The organism is Pseudoflavonifractor sp. MCC625 (genome assembly GCF_018784545.1).
GTDB classification, from domain to species: domain Bacteria; phylum Bacillota; class Clostridia; order Oscillospirales; family Oscillospiraceae; genus Pseudoflavonifractor_A; species Pseudoflavonifractor_A gallinarum.
Genome location: NZ_WQOJ01000023.1, coordinates 148862 through 163774, shown reverse-complemented (window position 1 = coordinate 163774; position 14913 = coordinate 148862). Strand labels below are relative to the sequence as shown.

At 61.7% G+C, this 14913-nt stretch carries 12 protein-coding genes; 9 read left to right on the top strand and 3 right to left on the bottom strand.

From position 1 onward, the window contains the following. The first annotated feature begins 288 nt into the window (after positions 1 to 288). The 3 genes from GPK94_RS06965 to GPK94_RS06955 all read left to right on the top strand — a co-directional run bounded on the left by GPK94_RS06965 (position 289) and on the right by GPK94_RS06955 (position 3680). Positions 289 to 2211 carry an NAD(+) synthase gene (locus tag GPK94_RS06965; protein ID WP_215655310.1) on the top strand — a complete coding sequence of 641 codons (1923 nt, stop codon included), beginning with the start codon at positions 289 to 291 and terminating at the stop codon, positions 2209 to 2211. 306 nt (positions 2212 to 2517) lie between these two features. After that, complete coding sequence (locus tag GPK94_RS06960; protein ID WP_215655308.1) at positions 2518 to 3114, top strand: chromate transporter; 597 nt, start codon at positions 2518 to 2520, stop codon at positions 3112 to 3114. Further along, positions 3111 to 3680, top strand: coding sequence for a chromate transporter (locus GPK94_RS06955; RefSeq protein ID WP_195279377.1), 570 nt, complete (start codon positions 3111 to 3113; stop codon positions 3678 to 3680). The genes GPK94_RS06960 and GPK94_RS06955 overlap by 4 nt, the downstream gene beginning before the upstream one ends. 56 nt (positions 3681 to 3736) lie before the next feature. Here the strand turns inward: GPK94_RS06955 and GPK94_RS06950 are convergent, their stop codons facing one another. The 3 genes from GPK94_RS06950 to proB form a co-directional block, all read right to left on the bottom strand. Further along, positions 3737 to 4129 (bottom strand): hypothetical protein, encoded by a 393-nt coding sequence (locus tag GPK94_RS06950; protein WP_101691812.1) that lies wholly within the window; start codon positions 4127 to 4129, stop codon positions 3737 to 3739. Positions 4130 to 4233: 104 nt separating this feature from the next. Then, positions 4234 to 5481, bottom strand: a complete 1248-nt coding sequence (locus tag GPK94_RS06945; RefSeq protein WP_101691813.1) for a glutamate-5-semialdehyde dehydrogenase — start codon at positions 5479 to 5481, stop codon at positions 4234 to 4236. Positions 5482 to 5547: 66 nt separating this feature from the next. Next, positions 5548 to 6360 carry a glutamate 5-kinase gene (gene proB / locus GPK94_RS06940; protein ID WP_101691814.1) on the bottom strand — a complete coding sequence of 271 codons (813 nt, stop codon included), beginning with the start codon at positions 6358 to 6360 and terminating at the stop codon, positions 5548 to 5550. Between the two features lie 242 nt (positions 6361 to 6602). Here proB and GPK94_RS06935 point away from each other — a divergent pair, with 242 nt between their 5' ends. From GPK94_RS06935 to GPK94_RS06910, 6 genes are all read left to right on the top strand, one after another. Beyond that, positions 6603 to 7088, top strand: coding sequence for a tRNA (cytidine(34)-2'-O)-methyltransferase (locus GPK94_RS06935; RefSeq protein WP_101691815.1), 486 nt, complete (start codon positions 6603 to 6605; stop codon positions 7086 to 7088). Between the two features lie 70 nt (positions 7089 to 7158). Further along, a complete protein-coding gene (locus tag GPK94_RS06930) occupies positions 7159 to 8427 on the top strand; it encodes a phosphoglycerate kinase (RefSeq protein ID WP_193538644.1) in 1269 nt (422 codons plus the stop codon). Between the two features lie 347 nt (positions 8428 to 8774). Then, positions 8775 to 9548 carry a triose-phosphate isomerase gene (gene tpiA / locus GPK94_RS06925; protein ID WP_101691817.1) on the top strand — a complete coding sequence of 258 codons (774 nt, stop codon included), beginning with the start codon at positions 8775 to 8777 and terminating at the stop codon, positions 9546 to 9548. An 85-nt stretch (positions 9549 to 9633) separates the two neighbouring features. Beyond that, positions 9634 to 11154, top strand: coding sequence for a 2,3-bisphosphoglycerate-independent phosphoglycerate mutase (gene gpmI, locus GPK94_RS06920; protein WP_186963445.1), 1521 nt, complete (start codon positions 9634 to 9636; stop codon positions 11152 to 11154). Positions 11155 to 11461: 307 nt separating this feature from the next. After that, positions 11462 to 12763 carry a phosphopyruvate hydratase gene (gene eno, locus GPK94_RS06915; protein WP_101691819.1) on the top strand — a complete coding sequence of 434 codons (1302 nt, stop codon included), beginning with the start codon at positions 11462 to 11464 and terminating at the stop codon, positions 12761 to 12763. A gap of 520 nt (positions 12764 to 13283) precedes the next feature. Then, a complete protein-coding gene (locus GPK94_RS06910; RefSeq protein WP_215655306.1) occupies positions 13284 to 14744 on the top strand; it encodes an IS1182 family transposase in 1461 nt (486 codons plus the stop codon). Positions 14745 to 14913: the final 169 nt, after the last annotated feature.

The window sequence follows — 14913 nt, the reverse complement described above, 5'->3', positions numbered from 1 at the left end:
GAGCAGACCTGACTTCCAACATATCAGACACGCCAACCAATCCCTCTCCAACCCCTTTGCAAACACACAACACACACACCCAGAAAACCCCGGCCGGGCAGGCCGGGGTTTTTTGGTGCAGCGTGTCTTAACACGCTGCTTCTCAAAAATGCGGAAGTACCCGGCTTGGCGGTACGGCCGGTGGGACGGCGTTCTCTTGCAATCGGGGAGAGAATGGACTATCATATAAACTGTAACGGACCGTTTTCTGGAAACGGACCAGACGATCCTCAAAGGAGGTCATCCCATATGCGCGATGGTTTTATCAAAGTGGCGGCCGGCACCCCCAAGATCCGGGTGGCGGACTGCCGTTATAACGCCGAACAGATCTTCACTCTCATGCGGGAGGCGGACAAGCAGGGCGTGCGGGTGCTCTGCCTGCCCGAGCTGTGCATCACCGGCTACACCTGTGGGGACCTGTTCCTCCAGCCCACCCTGCTCCGGGGGGCGGAGGAGGCCCTGGCCACCATTCTGGAGGCCACCAAGAATCTGGACATGGTCACAACCCTGGGCCTTCCCGTACGGAACAAATGGGATAATAAACTGTATAACTGCGCGGCAGTAATACAGAAAGGAGAGATTTTGGGCCTGGTTCCCAAGGCCTGCCTGCCCAATTACGGGGAATTCTACGAGGGACGCTGGTTCACTTCGGGCGCCGGCGTGGACGCCACCGTCACCCTGTGCGGACAGGAGGTGAGCCTGGCGGACAGCAACTTGTTCGCCTGTGAGGACATGCCCGGTCTGGTGATCGGGGTGGAGATCTGCGAGGATCTGTGGGCGCCTGAGCCCCCCTCCATCCGCCTGGCCCGGTCGGGGGCCACCCTCATCCTGAACCTGTCGGCCTCCAACGAGCTGGCGGGCAAGGCGGCCTACCGCCGGGGTCTGGTGTCCGGCCAGAGCGGCCGGCTGGTGTGCGGCTATGTGTACGCCGACGCCGGCGAGGGCGAGTCCACCACCGATCTGGTCTTTGCCGGCCACAACATCGTGGCGGAGAACGGCACCATTCTGGCCGAGCGGCGGTTTTCCACCGGCCTCACCATCAGCGAGATCGATGTGGAGCGGTTGGTCTACGAGCGCCAGCGGATGAACACCTACCGGACCGAGTCCGATCAGGCCTGCTGGCGGACTTCCTTCTCCCTCACGCCGGCCGACACCCGGCTCACCCGGCCCGTGTCCCCCACCCCCTTCGTGCCCCAGGACCAGAGCGACCGGGCCGAACGGTGCAACGAGATCCTGTACACCGCGGCCCTGGGCCTCAAGAAGCGGCTGGAGCACACCCACGCCAAGACGGCGGTGGTGGGCCTGTCCGGCGGACTGGACTCCACGCTGGCGGTGCTCATCACCGCGGTGTCCATGGAGATGCTGGACCGGCCGGCCAGCGATATCATCGCGGTGACCATGCCCTGCTTCGGCACCACCGACCGCACCAAGTCCAACGCGGTCCTGCTGGCCGAGCGGCTGGGCTGCACGCTCAAGACCATTGACATCGGGGAGGCGGTGCGCCGCCACTTCAAGGACATCAGCCAGTCCATGGAGGACCACGACGTCACCTTTGAGAACGGTCAGGCCCGGGAGCGGACCCAGGTCCTCATGGACATCGCCAACCAGACCGGGGGCCTGGTCATCGGCACCGGGGACCTCTCCGAGCTGGCCCTGGGCTGGTGCACCTACAACGGCGACCACATGAGCAACTACGCCGTCAATGCCGGTATCCCCAAGACGCTGGTGCGCCATCTGGTCAGCTTCATCTCCGACGACAAGGAGGCGAAGGACCCCCAGCTCTCCACCGTGCTGGCCGACATTCTGGACACTCCCGTGTCCCCCGAGCTGCTTCCCGCCATCGAGGGACAGATCGCCCAGAAGACCGAGGACCTGGTGGGGCCCTATGAGCTCCACGACTTCTTCCTCTATTACGCTGTGCGCTGGGCCTTCCCGCCCCGGAAGGTGCTCCGCCTGGCTGAGTACGCCTTTGGGCGCTCCTATGACCGCGCGGTCCTCCTGAAGTGGCTGAAAAACTTCTACCGCCGGTTCTTTGCCCAGCAGTTCAAGCGCTCCTGCCTGCCCGACGGCCCCAAGGTGGGGTCGGTGGCCCTCTCTCCCCGGGGCGACTGGCGGATGCCCAGCGACGCCGTGGCCGAGCTGTGGCTGGACGAGCTGGAAGGGCTTATGTAAGATCGGCCCGCAGACTGCCGATAAAGTGTATTTCTGCGATTTGTGCTGCAAGAGCCTCGCAGAGTTCCGCCGGGCGCAGACGGCGGAATAGAGTGGGATCGTGTTTTCCGGCGGCGTGTACGTCGGAAAACACTCTGCTCAGGCCGCAAGTGTGCGAGCGTCAGCGAGTGCATGCAGCGGCCTGCATCTCCTCGAAAAAATGCCTGCATTTTTGAGAAGCGTGTCGAAATGGTTCGACACGCTAGGGGGCGCTGTCCGGGGGACGGCGCCCCGTCCCTTTCATTTCACAAGAGAGTGGTGATTCCCATGCATACCTATCTGGATTTGTTCTGGACCTTTGCCAAAATCGGCGTGTGTACCTTTGGCGGCGGCTACGCCATGCTGCCCATCCTCCAGCGGGAGCTGGTGGAGAAGCGGGGGTGGGCCACGGAGGAGCAGCTCTCCGACTACTTCGCCATCGGCCAGTGTACGCCCGGCATCATCGCGGTCAACACCGCCACCTTCGTGGGCCACAGCCGGAAGGGCAACGCCGGCGGGGTGGTGGCTACCCTGGGGCTGGTCTTTCCCTGCCTCATCATCATCATGCTCATCGCGGCCTTCCTTCAGAATTTCGCCCATCTGAGCGTGGTGGTCCACGCCTTCAACGGCGTGCGGGCCTGCGTGTGCGCCCTGATCCTCTCCAGCGTGCTCAAGCTGCGCAAGAGCACCGTGGTGGACCGGCCCACCGCCGTCCTCTTCGCGGTGGTGCTGGTGCTGGCGGCGCTGGGCACCTTTGTCACCTTTACCGGGCGCTTCCCCGGGGGAAATGTGATCGACTTCCTGCTCTCCCCCATCGTGCTGGTGGTGGGCGCGGGAACGGCCGGCGTGTGCATCCGTGCGGCGAGAGGAGGGGAGAAGGCATGATCTATCTGCGCCTCTTCTTCGAGTTCTTCCAGACCGGACTCTTCTCGGTGGGCGGAGGCCTCGCCACCATCCCCTTCCTCACCGACATGGGGGCCCGGACCGGGTGGTTCACCTCCGGAGAGCTGGCCGACATGATCGCCATCTCTGAGTCCACCCCCGGGGCCATGGGGGTCAACATGGCCACCTATGTGGGCTTCCACGTGGGGGGCATCCCGGGGGGCGTGATCGCAACCCTGGGACTGATCTGCCCCTCCATCCTGGTGATCCTCATCATTGCCCGGTTCCTCCGGCGCTTCCGGCAGAGCCGGGGGGTGGACGCGGTCTTTTACGGCCTGCGTCCGGCCTCTACCGCCCTCATCGCCGCGGCCCTGCTGGAGGTGTGCTCCATCGCGCTGGTGGACCTCTCCGCCCTGTTTGGGGGCGCGGTGGGGAGCGCCTTCCACTGGAAGGCCATCGTGCTGGCCGTGGTGATCTTCCTCTGCATGCGGGAAAAGCACCTCAAGAAGCTCCACCCCATCGTCTTCATCGCCGCCTCGGCGGTGGTGGGCGTCCTCTTCCAATTCTAAACGAAACAGCGGGCCGCCGCGGAGGAAACCCTCTGCGGCGGCCCGTTTGTCTCCCCTCAGGGGAGGAGGGAGCTCTCCCCCCGCTCCACATAGTGGGCGTCGGCCCGGAGGACCAGGCGGCGGGGGCCGTCCGGATTCAGGTCCAGCTCGGCGGGGAGAACAAAGCGCACCGCCGGCCCCTCCACCTCCGCCCGGCCGGGGCCCGGCTGAGGCGGGAGAAGAAGGGTCCGCAGGCCCCTGGGAAAGGGATTTCCCGCTCCGTCCAGCTCCTCCAGCGCGATGGCGGCCGCCACCTGGCGGTCGGGCAGCACGCCGGAGAGGTGAAGGGTGACCGAGAGCACCCGGCCCCCGTCCCCTGGGGAGAAGGGGGGCAGGTCGCAGCCCACCGCGTCGCTTCCCTCCAGCTGGAGGGGAAGGGTCACACTCGCCTGGGAAAAAGTGGCGTCCATTTGCCGCACCTCGCATTCCAGTCATTCATACGGCAGTCTCTGCGCGTATGTACCGTCCGCGAAAAAGAGGAGCGCCCGCAGGGTGCGGACGCTCCATTCTATGCTCACCGGGTCTGACCGGTGCCGTAGATGACGTATTTGGAGGAGGTGAGCTCCTCCAGGCCCATGGGGCCCCGGGCGTGCATCTTCTGGGTGGAGATGCCGATCTCAGCCCCCAGGCCGAACTCCCCGCCGTCGGTGAAGCGGGTGGAGGCGTTGACATAGACCGCCGCCGCGTCCACCTCGTCCAGGAAGCGCTGGGCGGTGAAATAGTTGTTGGTGACGATGGCCTCGGAGTGGCCGGTGCCGTGGGCGGCGATGAAGTCCATGGCCTCCTCCACGCCGGAGACCACCTTGCAGGCCAGAATGTAGTCGCCGAACTCCGTGTCCCAGTCCTCGGCGACCGCGGGGCGCACCCAGTCCCCCAGGATGGCACGGGTCTCGTCACAGCCCCGCACCTCCACCTGCTTGGTCCGCAGCAGCTCCCACGCCATGGGGAGGAAGTCGGCGGCCACCGACCGGTCCACCAGCACGCACTCGGCGGCGTTGCACACCGAGGGGCGGGAGCACTTGGCGTTGAAGAGGATGCGCGCGGCCATGTCCAGGTCGGCCTCCCCGTCCACATAGATGTGACAGACGCCCACGCCGGTCTGGATGACCGGTACTCGGGCGTGCTCCACCACCGAGCGGATGAGCCCCGCGCCGCCGCGGGGGATGAGCACATCCAGATAGCCCGTCAGGTTCATGAGCTCCTGGGCGCTCTCCCGGCTGGTGTCATTCACCAGGGCCACGCAGTCCCGGGGAAGCCCGGCCTCCTCCAGAGCGTCCCGCATGACGGCCACCATGGCCGAGCTGGAGTGGAAGGCCTCCTTCCCGCCCCGGAGGATGACCGCGTTGCCCGACTTGAGGCAGAGGGCGGCGGCGTCCACCGTGACGTTGGGGCGGGCCTCATAGATGATGCCGATGACCCCCAGAGGCACCCGGCGCTTGCCGATGGTCAGCCCGTTGGGGCGCACGCCCATCTTCACGGTCTGGCCGATGGGATCGGGCAGGGCCTTCACCTGGCGCACCCCATCCACGATGCCGGCCACACGCCCCTCGTCCAGGGCCAGGCGGTCCAGCAGGGCCGGGCGCATCCCGGCGGCCCGTGCGGCCTCCAGATCCCGCTGATTGGCGGCGAGGATCTCGCCGGAGCGCCGCTCCAGGGCGGCGGCGATGGCCTCCAGGGCAGCGTCCTTCCGGGCGCTCCCCGCCACGGCCAGTACGCGGGCGGCCTGGCGGGCGGCCAGACCCTGTGTCTCCAGAATGGTCATATCACTTCACTCCTTTTTTTGATAAAAACAGATGGCCCCGTACAAACTAGAGCGGGACGGAGGGTTTTAGTCCCGCCGGGGCGCGCAGAACCGGGTGCCGATGTCCTCTCCGGCCACGATGCCGTAGAGGTCCTCCATCCGGCTGCCGTTGGCGATGACCATGTCGATGCCGTGGGACATGGCCCGCTGGGCGGCGGTGATCTTGGTGACCATGCCGCCGGTGCCCCACTTGGAGCCCTTGCCCCCGGCCAGGGCCTGGATCTCGGGGGTGATGGCCTCCACCCGGTGGATGAGCTTGGCGTCCGGATTCTGGTGGGGGTCGGAGTCGTACAGTCCGTCGATGTCGGAGAGCAGGATGAGAAGATCCGCCTTACACAGCCCGGCCACGATGGCCGAGAGGGTGTCGTTGTCGCCCAGCACCTTGGCGTGGCCGGTCTCGATCTCGGCCGAGGAGACCGAGTCGTTCTCGTTCACGATGGGGATGCACCCCAGCTCCAGCAGGGCGGAGAAGGTGCTGGAGAGGTGGGCGGCCCGGATGGGGTCCTCCACATCGTCTCCGGTGAGGAGGATCTGGGCCACGTTCTGGTTATACTCCCCGAAGAATTTGTCGTAGAGGTGCATCATCTCGCACTGGCCGATGGCGGCGGCGGCCTGCTTCATGCGAAGCTCGGCGGGCCGCTCTTTCAGGCCCAGCTTTCCAGTGCCGATGCCGATGGCGCCGGAGGAGACCAGGATGATCTCATGCCCCATCCCCTTCAGGTCGGACAGGGTGCGGGAGAGGCGCTCCATACTGTACAGGTTCAGGCTTCCGGTGGAGCGGGTGAGGGTGGAAGTGCCAACCTTGACCACCACGCGCCGGGTTTGATGTTGTTCGTCCAAAGAGAGTCACGCTCCTCAATGAGATACTGCCCCCGAAAGGCAGTGAAGGGTAAGGCAAGTATAGCACAAAAGCACCATAGGGGAAAGCTAAACTTTCCAGTCGGCGGTTTTTGGCGTACTTTGGGACAAAAGCGCAAATTTAGCCGCCCTTTTCGGAGGTTTTGTTATTGAAATTTACCCGAAAATGGAGTACAATAACCTCCGACAAACGGATGGGAAATCCCTGAAAATGAGGTGGTTTTGTGCTCAATCTGGTACTGGTCGAGCCGGAGATCCATATGAACACGGGCAACATCGCCCGCACCTGCGCGGCCACCCGGAGCCGGCTGCATCTCATCAAGCCCCTGGGCTTTGACATCAGTGACAAGGCCGTCAAGCGGGCGGGACTGGACTACTGGCATATGGTGGATCTGCACGTATACGAGAACCTGGACGACTTCTTCCAGCGCACCGGCGCCCAGGACATCTGGCTGGCCACCGCCAAGGCAAGCCGCCCCTATACGGAGGTGCGCTTCCAGCCCGACTGCTATCTGCTCTTCGGCAAGGAGAGCACGGGGCTTCCCCAGGCGCTGCGGGAGCAGTATGCCCAGCGGTGCATCCGCATCCCCATCCGGGAGGGGGCGCGCTGCCTCAACCTGTCCAACTCCGCGGCCATCCTGGCCTTTGAGGCCCTGCGGCAGTGGGGTTTCCCCGGGCTGGAGACAGCGGGGGAGATGGCCAGCGAGTAACGGCGCGGCCCGGGTCGCTTCCCCTTTCGCACAGAGCGTTACCGGTCAACATGAAAGGAGCCAGACACCTATGAATTACAACAAAAAGACTGTGAAGGACATCGACGTCAAGGGCAAGAAGGTCCTTCTCCGCTGTGACTTTAACGTACCTCAGGACAAGACCACCGGCGCCATCACCGACGACAAGCGCATCGTGGCCGCCCTGCCCACCATCCGCTACCTCCTGGAGGAGGGCGCGGCCGTCATCGCCTGCTCCCACCTGGGCAAGCCCAACGCCACCTTCGACTCCTTTGTGAAGAAGCAGACCGAGAAGGGCAAGGACCCCGCCACCCTCACCGAGGAGGCGTGGAAGAAGTCCCTGGCGAAGCTCTCCCTGGCCCCGGTGGCCAAGCGCCTGAGCGAGTTGCTGGGCCGCGAGGTCATCATGGCCTCGGACGTGGTGGGCCCCGACGCCCAGGCCAAGGCCGCCGCTCTTCAGCCCGGCCAGATCCTCCTGCTGGAGAACACCCGCTTCGAGAAGGGTGAGACCAAGAACGACCCCGCCCTGGCCAAGGCCATGGCCTCCATGGCTGAGGTCTATGTGTCCGACGCCTTCGGCGCCGTCCACCGCGCCCACGCCTCCACTGCCGGTGTGGCCGACTATCTGCCCGCCGTCAGCGGCTTCCTGATCCAGAAGGAGCTGGAGATCATCGGCGGCGCCCTGGCCAATCCCAAGCGTCCCCTGGTGGCCATCCTGGGCGGCTCCAAGGTCTCCTCCAAGATCGGCGTCATCAACAACCTGCTGGAGATCGCCGATACCATCATCATCGGCGGCGGCATGACCTACACCTTCCTGAAGGCCCAGGGCGGCTCCGTGGGCAAGTCCCTGCTGGAGGCCGACTGGCTGGATTACTGCAACGACATGATGAAGAAGGCCAAGGACAAGGGCGTCAAGCTCCTCCTGCCCGAGGACACCGTGTGCGCCAAGGAGTTCTCCGCGGACGCCGAGCCCATCACCGTGGACAGCATGAACATCCCGGACGACTGCATGGGTATGGACATCGGCCCCAAGGCCATCGCCGCCTACGCCGAGGCTGTGAAGGACGCCGGCACCGTCATTTGGAACGGCCCCATGGGCGTCTTTGAGTTCCCCGCCTTTGCCGCCGGCACCAAGGCCGTGGCTGAGGCCCTCAGCAAGAGCAGCGCCATCACCATCATCGGCGGCGGCGACTCCGCGGCCGCTGTGCAGCAGCTGGGCTATGCCGACAAGATGACCCACATCTCCACCGGCGGCGGCGCCAGCCTCGAGTTCATGGAGGGCAAGGAGCTGCCCGGCGTGGCCTGCCTGCTGGACAAGTAAGAAAGTTTCGTGCCGGGCGGAGTCACCGTCCCCGGCAGGCGTACCACGCCTGAAAAATAGCCCATCCCGCCCCGGGTTTTACCCGGGAGGGATGCAGGGCGGGATGGTCTGGCAGTCTTCCATGCCCGACCAACCAGATGCTTCGCGGAAAAAACGATGTTTTTGAAAGCAGAAGTGCACTATTTTCGATTTTTCGCTTGACAAGTTTGAAAAATAACGTAAAATAATTGAATTGGGCCGCATGTGTCATCCTGCGCCCCGTTTACCGAGATTTCAGCGGCGTAGTTCTGCAAAAGTCGTTTTGAAACGCCAACGGAAAGAAGCATTTTTGAGGAGGCCAAACAGCCATGAACAGAAGATACCGCAAGACCATCATCGCCGGCAACTGGAAGATGAACAAGACCCTCTCCGAGACCCGCGCTTTTGCCGAAGAGCTCAAGCCCCTGCTGGGCAAGCCCAAGTGGTGCGAGGTGGTGCTGTGTGTTCCCTACGTGAACATCCCCGCCGCCGTCCGCCTGTTCAAGGAGTGCCGTGTGGCCATCGGCGCGGAGAACGTTCACTACGAGTCTCACGGCGCCTACACCGGCGAGGTCTCCGCGGAAATGCTCAAGGAGCTGGGCGTGAAGTACGTCATCATCGGCCACTCCGAGCGCCGCAGCTACTACAATGAGACCGATTTCACCGTCAACAAGAAGGTTCACGCCGCCCTGGAGGCCGGCCTGTATCCCATCGTGTGCGTGGGCGAGAGCCTGGAGCAGCGTGAGCTGGGCGTGACCATGGACCTGATCTCCTATCAGGTGAAGGCCGCTCTGGCCGGCGTGCCCGCCGAGAAGATGCGCCATGTGGTCATCGCCTATGAGCCCCTGTGGGCCATCGGCACCGGCAAGACCGCCACGGCCGAGCAGGCCGGCGAGGTGTGCGAATCCATCCGCGCCGTCATCCGCAAGCTCTACGGCGCCCGCGTGGCCCGCTCCGTGACCATCCAGTACGGCGGCTCCATGAACGCCAAGAACGCCCACGAGCTGCTGGCTCAGCCCGACGTGGACGGCGGCCTCATCGGCGGCGCTGCCCTGAAGGCCCCCGACTTCGTACAGATCGTCAACGCTGCCAACCAGGAGTAAGCCTGCGGCGGCGGGCGGACCCGTCCTCCAAGGAGGGCCCAGAACGCGCCGCTCTTCTTCATTTTGTCAGAACCGAGGTTTATCTATGAGTAAAACGCCGACTACCCTCATCATTATGGACGGATTTGGCCTGACCGATGTGGAAAAGGGCAACGCCATCACCAACGCCCGCACGCCCAACCTGGACCGGATCTTTGCCTCCTGCCCGGGGTGCAAACTCTCGGCCTCCGGCCTGGACGTGGGCCTGCCCGAGGGGCAGATGGGCAACAGTGAGGTGGGCCACACCAACATCGGTGCGGGCCGGGTGGTCTTCCAGGACCTGCCCCGGATCACCAAAGCCATCCAGGACGGGTCTTTCTTTGAGAACACCGCCTATCTGGAGGCCATGGGGGACTGCAAAGAGCGCAACAGCGCCCTGCACCTCATGGGTCTGCTCTCCGACGGCGGCGTACACAGCCACATCACCCATCTCTTCGCCCTGCTGGAGATGGCCAAGCGCCAGGGCCTGAGCAAGGTCTATATCCACTGCTTCCTGGACGGCCGGGACGTGCCCCCCGCTTCGGGCAAGGGCTATGTGGAGCAGCTGGTGGCCAAGTGCAAGGAGCTGGGCATCGGCCAGGTGGCCACCGTCATGGGCCGGTTCTATGCCATGGACCGGGATAAGCGCTGGGAGCGAGTCCAGCGGGCCTACAACGCCATGGCCAATGGGGACGCCCCCTTCTGCGCCGACCCGGTGGAGGCCGTTCAGAAGTCCTACGATGCCGGGGTGACCGACGAGTTTGTGGAGCCCGTGGTCTGCACCAAGGGCGCCACGGTGAACGAGGGCGACTCCATCATCTTCTTCAACTTCCGCCCCGACCGGGCCCGGGAGATCACCCGCTGCTTCGTGGACAGCGCCTTCGGCGATGTGGAGCGCAAGCGGGGCTTCCTGCCCGTCACCTATGTGTGCACCACCGAGTATGACGCCACCATGCCCAATGTGTCGGTGGCTTTCCCCCACAAGGAGCTCCAGAATATCTTTGGAGAGTATATCAGCAAGCTGGGTCTCACCCAGCTGCGCATCGCCGAGACCGAGAAGTACGCCCACGTGACCTTCTTCTTCAACGGCGGCGCCGAGCAGGTCTTCCCCGGGGAGGACCGGGTGCTCATCGCCTCTCCCAAGGTGGCCACCTATGACCTCAAGCCCGACATGAGCGCCCACGAGGTGGCCGACGAGGCCGTCAAGCGCATCGAGAGCGGCAACTATGACGTCATCATCCTCAACTTCGCCAACTGCGACATGGTGGGCCACACCGGCGTGTACGAGGCCGCCCGCCTGGCCGTGGAAGCGGTGGACGAGTGCGTCAACCAGGTGGTGGAGGCCACCTCCCGGATGGGCGGCGTGACCCTCATCACCGCCGACCACGGCAACGCCGAGCGGATGCTGGACGCCGACGGCTCCACCCCCTATACCGCCCATACCACCAATCTGGTGCCCTTCTATATCGTGGGCGCCGATGTGAAGCTGCGGGACGGCCGCCTGGCCGATATCGCCCCCACCATGCTGGATCTCATGGGCCTGGAAAAGCCCGCTGAGATGGACGGCGAAACTCTCATTGAGAATTAAGGGCGTTTCCAGGCCCACCCCATGCCGGGGCAATTCACTTGTCCCGGCAGATGCAAAGAGACGGGGTCCCCATGCGGCCTGCCGCATGGGGAATCTGGAAAAGCCCGCTGAGATGGACGGCGAGACTCTGATTGAGAACTAAGGACGATTTCCCGCCATATATTCCCGCGTCAGCCCGCCCGGCCGGCCCGCGCCGGCCTCCCTTCGCGCGATGGGACCGGGCAGAGATAGAGAGCCCCCTCCGGGGCGCAGCCGGCACTGCCGGCGGGAGGGATTCCCTCCCACACTAGAAAGGAGTAGATTCCCCATGAAGCAGATCATTGAGATCGTTGACGTCCTGGGCCGTGAGATCCTGGATTCCCGCGGCAATCCCACCGTTGAGGTCGAGGTCTATCTGGACGACGGCACCATGGGCCGCGCCGCGGTGCCTTCGGGCGCTTCCACCGGCGTGCACGAGGCCTGCGAGCTGCGGGACGGCGACAAGGGCCGTTACCTGGGCAAGGGCGTGCTCACCGCGGTCGAGAATGTGAATACCGAGATCGCTGAGGCTCTGATCGGCATGAACGTGCTGGATCAGGTGGCCATCGACAAGGCCCTCATCGACCTGGACGGCACCCCCAACAAGAGCCGCCTGGGCGCCAACGCCATTCTGGGCGCCTCCCTGGCCTGCGCCAAGGCCGCTGCCGAGAGCCTGGGCACCAGCCTGTACAACTATATCGGCGGCACCAACGCCAAGGTCCTGCCCGTGCCCATGATGAACATCCTCAACGGCGGCGCGCACGCCACCAACAACGTGGACATTCAGGAGTTCATGATCATGCCCGTGGGCGCCTGCTGCTGGAAGGAAGCCCTGCGTATGTGCGCTGAGGTCTTCCACACCCTGAAGAGCGTCCTGAAGGAGAACGGCACCCCCGCCGCCGGCGTGGGCGACGAGGGCGGTTATGCCCCCAACCTGAAGAAGGACGAGGACGCCTTCAAGTGCATCGTGGCCGCCATCGAGAAGGCCGGCTACAAGCCCGGCGAGGACTTCATGATCGCCATCGACGCCGCTGTGTCCGACTGGTACAACGCGGAGACCGGCTGCTATGACCTGCCCAAGGCCAAGAAGAGCATGACCAAGCAGCAGATGGTCAACATGTGGAAGAAGTTCGCCGACAACTACCCCATCATCTCCATGGAGGACTGCATGGGCGAGGACGATGTGGAGGGTTGGCAGATGCTGACCAAGGCCCTGGGCGGCCGCGTCCAGCTGGTGGGCGATGACCTGTTCGTCACCAACACCGAGCGCCTGAAGATGGGCCTGGAGAACAAGATCGCCAACTCCATCCTCATCAAGGTCAACCAGATCGGCACCCTGACCGAGACCCTGGACGCCATCCAGATGGCCAACCGGGCCGGCTACACCGCCGTGGTCTCTCACCGCTCCGGCGAGACCGAGGACACCACCATCGCTGACATCGTGGTGGCCACCAACGCCGGCCAGATCAAGACCGGCGCTCCCAGCCGTACCGACCGTGTGGCCAAGTACAACCAGCTGCTCCGCATCGAGGAGGAGCTGGGCGACGTGGCACAGTACCTGGGCAAGGACGCTTTCTTCAACCTGAAGTAAGACGGAAGCGCTGAAGTCCCGGAGCAGGCGCACAGGGGACCGCGGAGGCAAAAAAGCAGTTTGGCCTTTGGCCAAAGGTGTTTTTTGCGGAGCGGTTCACAGTGTGCCGTTGCGGAGGGACGGGAAGCGTGACAAGGAAATAACAAGAGGCCGCCGGCAAATAGCCGGCGGCCTCTTTCTATATGCGGGGTTTTTCAGGTTCAGCAAGGCACACCGTTTTATTTTTGAGACCTTCTAAAAAGTTTTTTGACATAGAAAAGTGTATAATTATGCAGGAATATTTTCATAATTTGCCATTCTGGTCTGGGGAGAGGACAGAACGGGCGGCGACGGAGAACAACTTTGGTAGAATCCACAGACTTTAGAAATCTCTATAAAAAAGTTTTTCTATGAAGTTGACACATTTACCAAAAAGTCTTATAATCTCTATAAGGGCACTGAAAAAGTCAGATCTACATGGGTAGGTCTGGCTTTTTTGGCGCAAAAAAGGTAAAATAAGCATAAGGAAGGCGGGATAGGAATGCTGAAAGATACCAACCAGATGACAATGGATCTATCGCCATATCAAGGACTGTATGAGGCAATTATCCCGCAGGATCATATATTGAGGAAGCTAAAGGACAACATAGATTTCAGCTTTGTAAATCCTATGCTGCGCAAACAGTATTGCGAGAGCTTCGGGCGCCCGGCGAAAGAGCCGGAAATGATGTTTAAGCTACTGTTCCTGAAGAAGCTGTATGACCTGTCAGATGAGCAGCTTATCTCCAGAGCTCAAACAGATATGGCGCATAAATACTTTCTTGGCCTTTCACCGGAAGACAAGATGATTGACCCAAGCCTGCTGACGAAATTCAGAAAAACGCGGATCACGGAAGATATATTGGAGGATATGCTGAAAGAGACGATTCAGCAGGCAATCCAAAAAGGGTTGGTCAAATCCGGAACGATCATCGTTGATGCGACACATACCGAAGCTGCGGTGAGGGCAAAAAGAGTAACTCAGGTTCTGAGGGATTTAACCAGAACGCTCCGCAAGGAGATATATAAGCATGAATATGACTTGTCCGAGAAATTCCCGGAGAAGCCATCCATTGAGGCGGACTTGTCTGAAGAAATAGCATATACCTACGAATTACTTGAGCAAATCCAAAGTGGTGTGGAAGCGAGTGACAATGCCGAGATCAAGGCATTATACAATCGTATAAGGGAACTGCTGGACAGTGACCGTATTCGGCAGATTCGCTCTAAAGATGATGAAGATGCAAGATTCGGGCATAAGACGCCTACATCCACATTTTTCGGGTACAAAACACATATTGCGATGAGTGATGACCGGATCATCACGGGGCTTGAGGTAACAGATGGAAGCAAGCCTGATGGCGAGCAGCTGCCAAATCTGCTGGAAAAGAGCAAACGAAACGGGGTAGCTGTCAAGGAGATCGTAGGCGATATGGCCTATGTCAGTGATAGTAATCTGGCGTTTTGCGAAGAACACCATACAGAACTGTACGCAAAAACCAATTCGGCAGTCGCCGCTGCTGCGAATGCACAGTTAGAAGAAGGTTTCAGCTACAGCAAAGATGCCCACATGATGCAGTGTCCCGCAGGCCATCTGGCTATGCGTGTTGAGAAACGGGATGCCGCAAACGGCAACACCTACTACAACTACTACTTCAGCGCAAAAAAATGCAAAACCTGTCCCATGCGGGATAAATGTAGAGTTGGAAAATCCAAGGGCCGAACTTACAGCGTAACATGTGCAAATGATGCGCACAAAGCCAGGCTTGAATTTGAGAGCAGTGAAGAATTTTCCGACAAGCTGCGCATCCGTCACAGAATAGAAGAGAAAAACGGAGAAATGAAAACAGCCCACGGACTCCGAAGAGCGGATTCTGTGGGCTTGGCTGCTATGCGATTGCAGGCATATTTCACCGCAATTGTGGTAAATATGAAGCGAATTGTGGCAGTAATTCCGGGCTAAGAGCTTGGATTCTTTTTTCTCGGCTATTGACGATCTATTTTTACTGCATATGAAAAAGGTGTGCCTTTCGTTTTTTGAAAAGCACACCTTTTTCAGTGCCCTTATAATCTCTATAGGAGTTTTGAAGAGATAATATACTCCAACCTCCAAATATGAAAGATGCAGATCA

Bases quoted from the DNA above. Each gene is read 5' to 3' on its own strand.
- GPK94_RS06965 (WP_215655310.1), top strand. From the start codon at position 289: ATGCGCGATGGTTTTATCAAAGTGGCGGCCGGCACCCCCAAGATCCGG.
- GPK94_RS06960 (WP_215655308.1), top strand. From the start codon at position 2,518: ATGCATACCTATCTGGATTTGTTCTGGACCTTTGCCAAAATCGGCGTG.
- tpiA (WP_101691817.1), top strand. From the start codon at position 8,775: ATGAACAGAAGATACCGCAAGACCATCATCGCCGGCAACTGGAAGATG.
- GPK94_RS06955 (WP_195279377.1), top strand. From the start codon at position 3,111: ATGATCTATCTGCGCCTCTTCTTCGAGTTCTTCCAGACCGGACTCTTC.
- eno (WP_101691819.1), top strand. From the start codon at position 11,462: ATGAAGCAGATCATTGAGATCGTTGACGTCCTGGGCCGTGAGATCCTG.
- gpmI (WP_186963445.1), top strand. From the start codon at position 9,634: ATGAGTAAAACGCCGACTACCCTCATCATTATGGACGGATTTGGCCTG.
- GPK94_RS06930 (WP_193538644.1), top strand. From the start codon at position 7,159: ATGAATTACAACAAAAAGACTGTGAAGGACATCGACGTCAAGGGCAAG.
- GPK94_RS06910 (WP_215655306.1), top strand. From the start codon at position 13,284: ATGCTGAAAGATACCAACCAGATGACAATGGATCTATCGCCATATCAA.
- GPK94_RS06950 (WP_101691812.1), bottom strand. From the start codon at position 4,129: ATGGACGCCACTTTTTCCCAGGCGAGTGTGACCCTTCCCCTCCAGCTG.
- GPK94_RS06945 (WP_101691813.1), bottom strand. From the start codon at position 5,481: ATGACCATTCTGGAGACACAGGGTCTGGCCGCCCGCCAGGCCGCCCGC.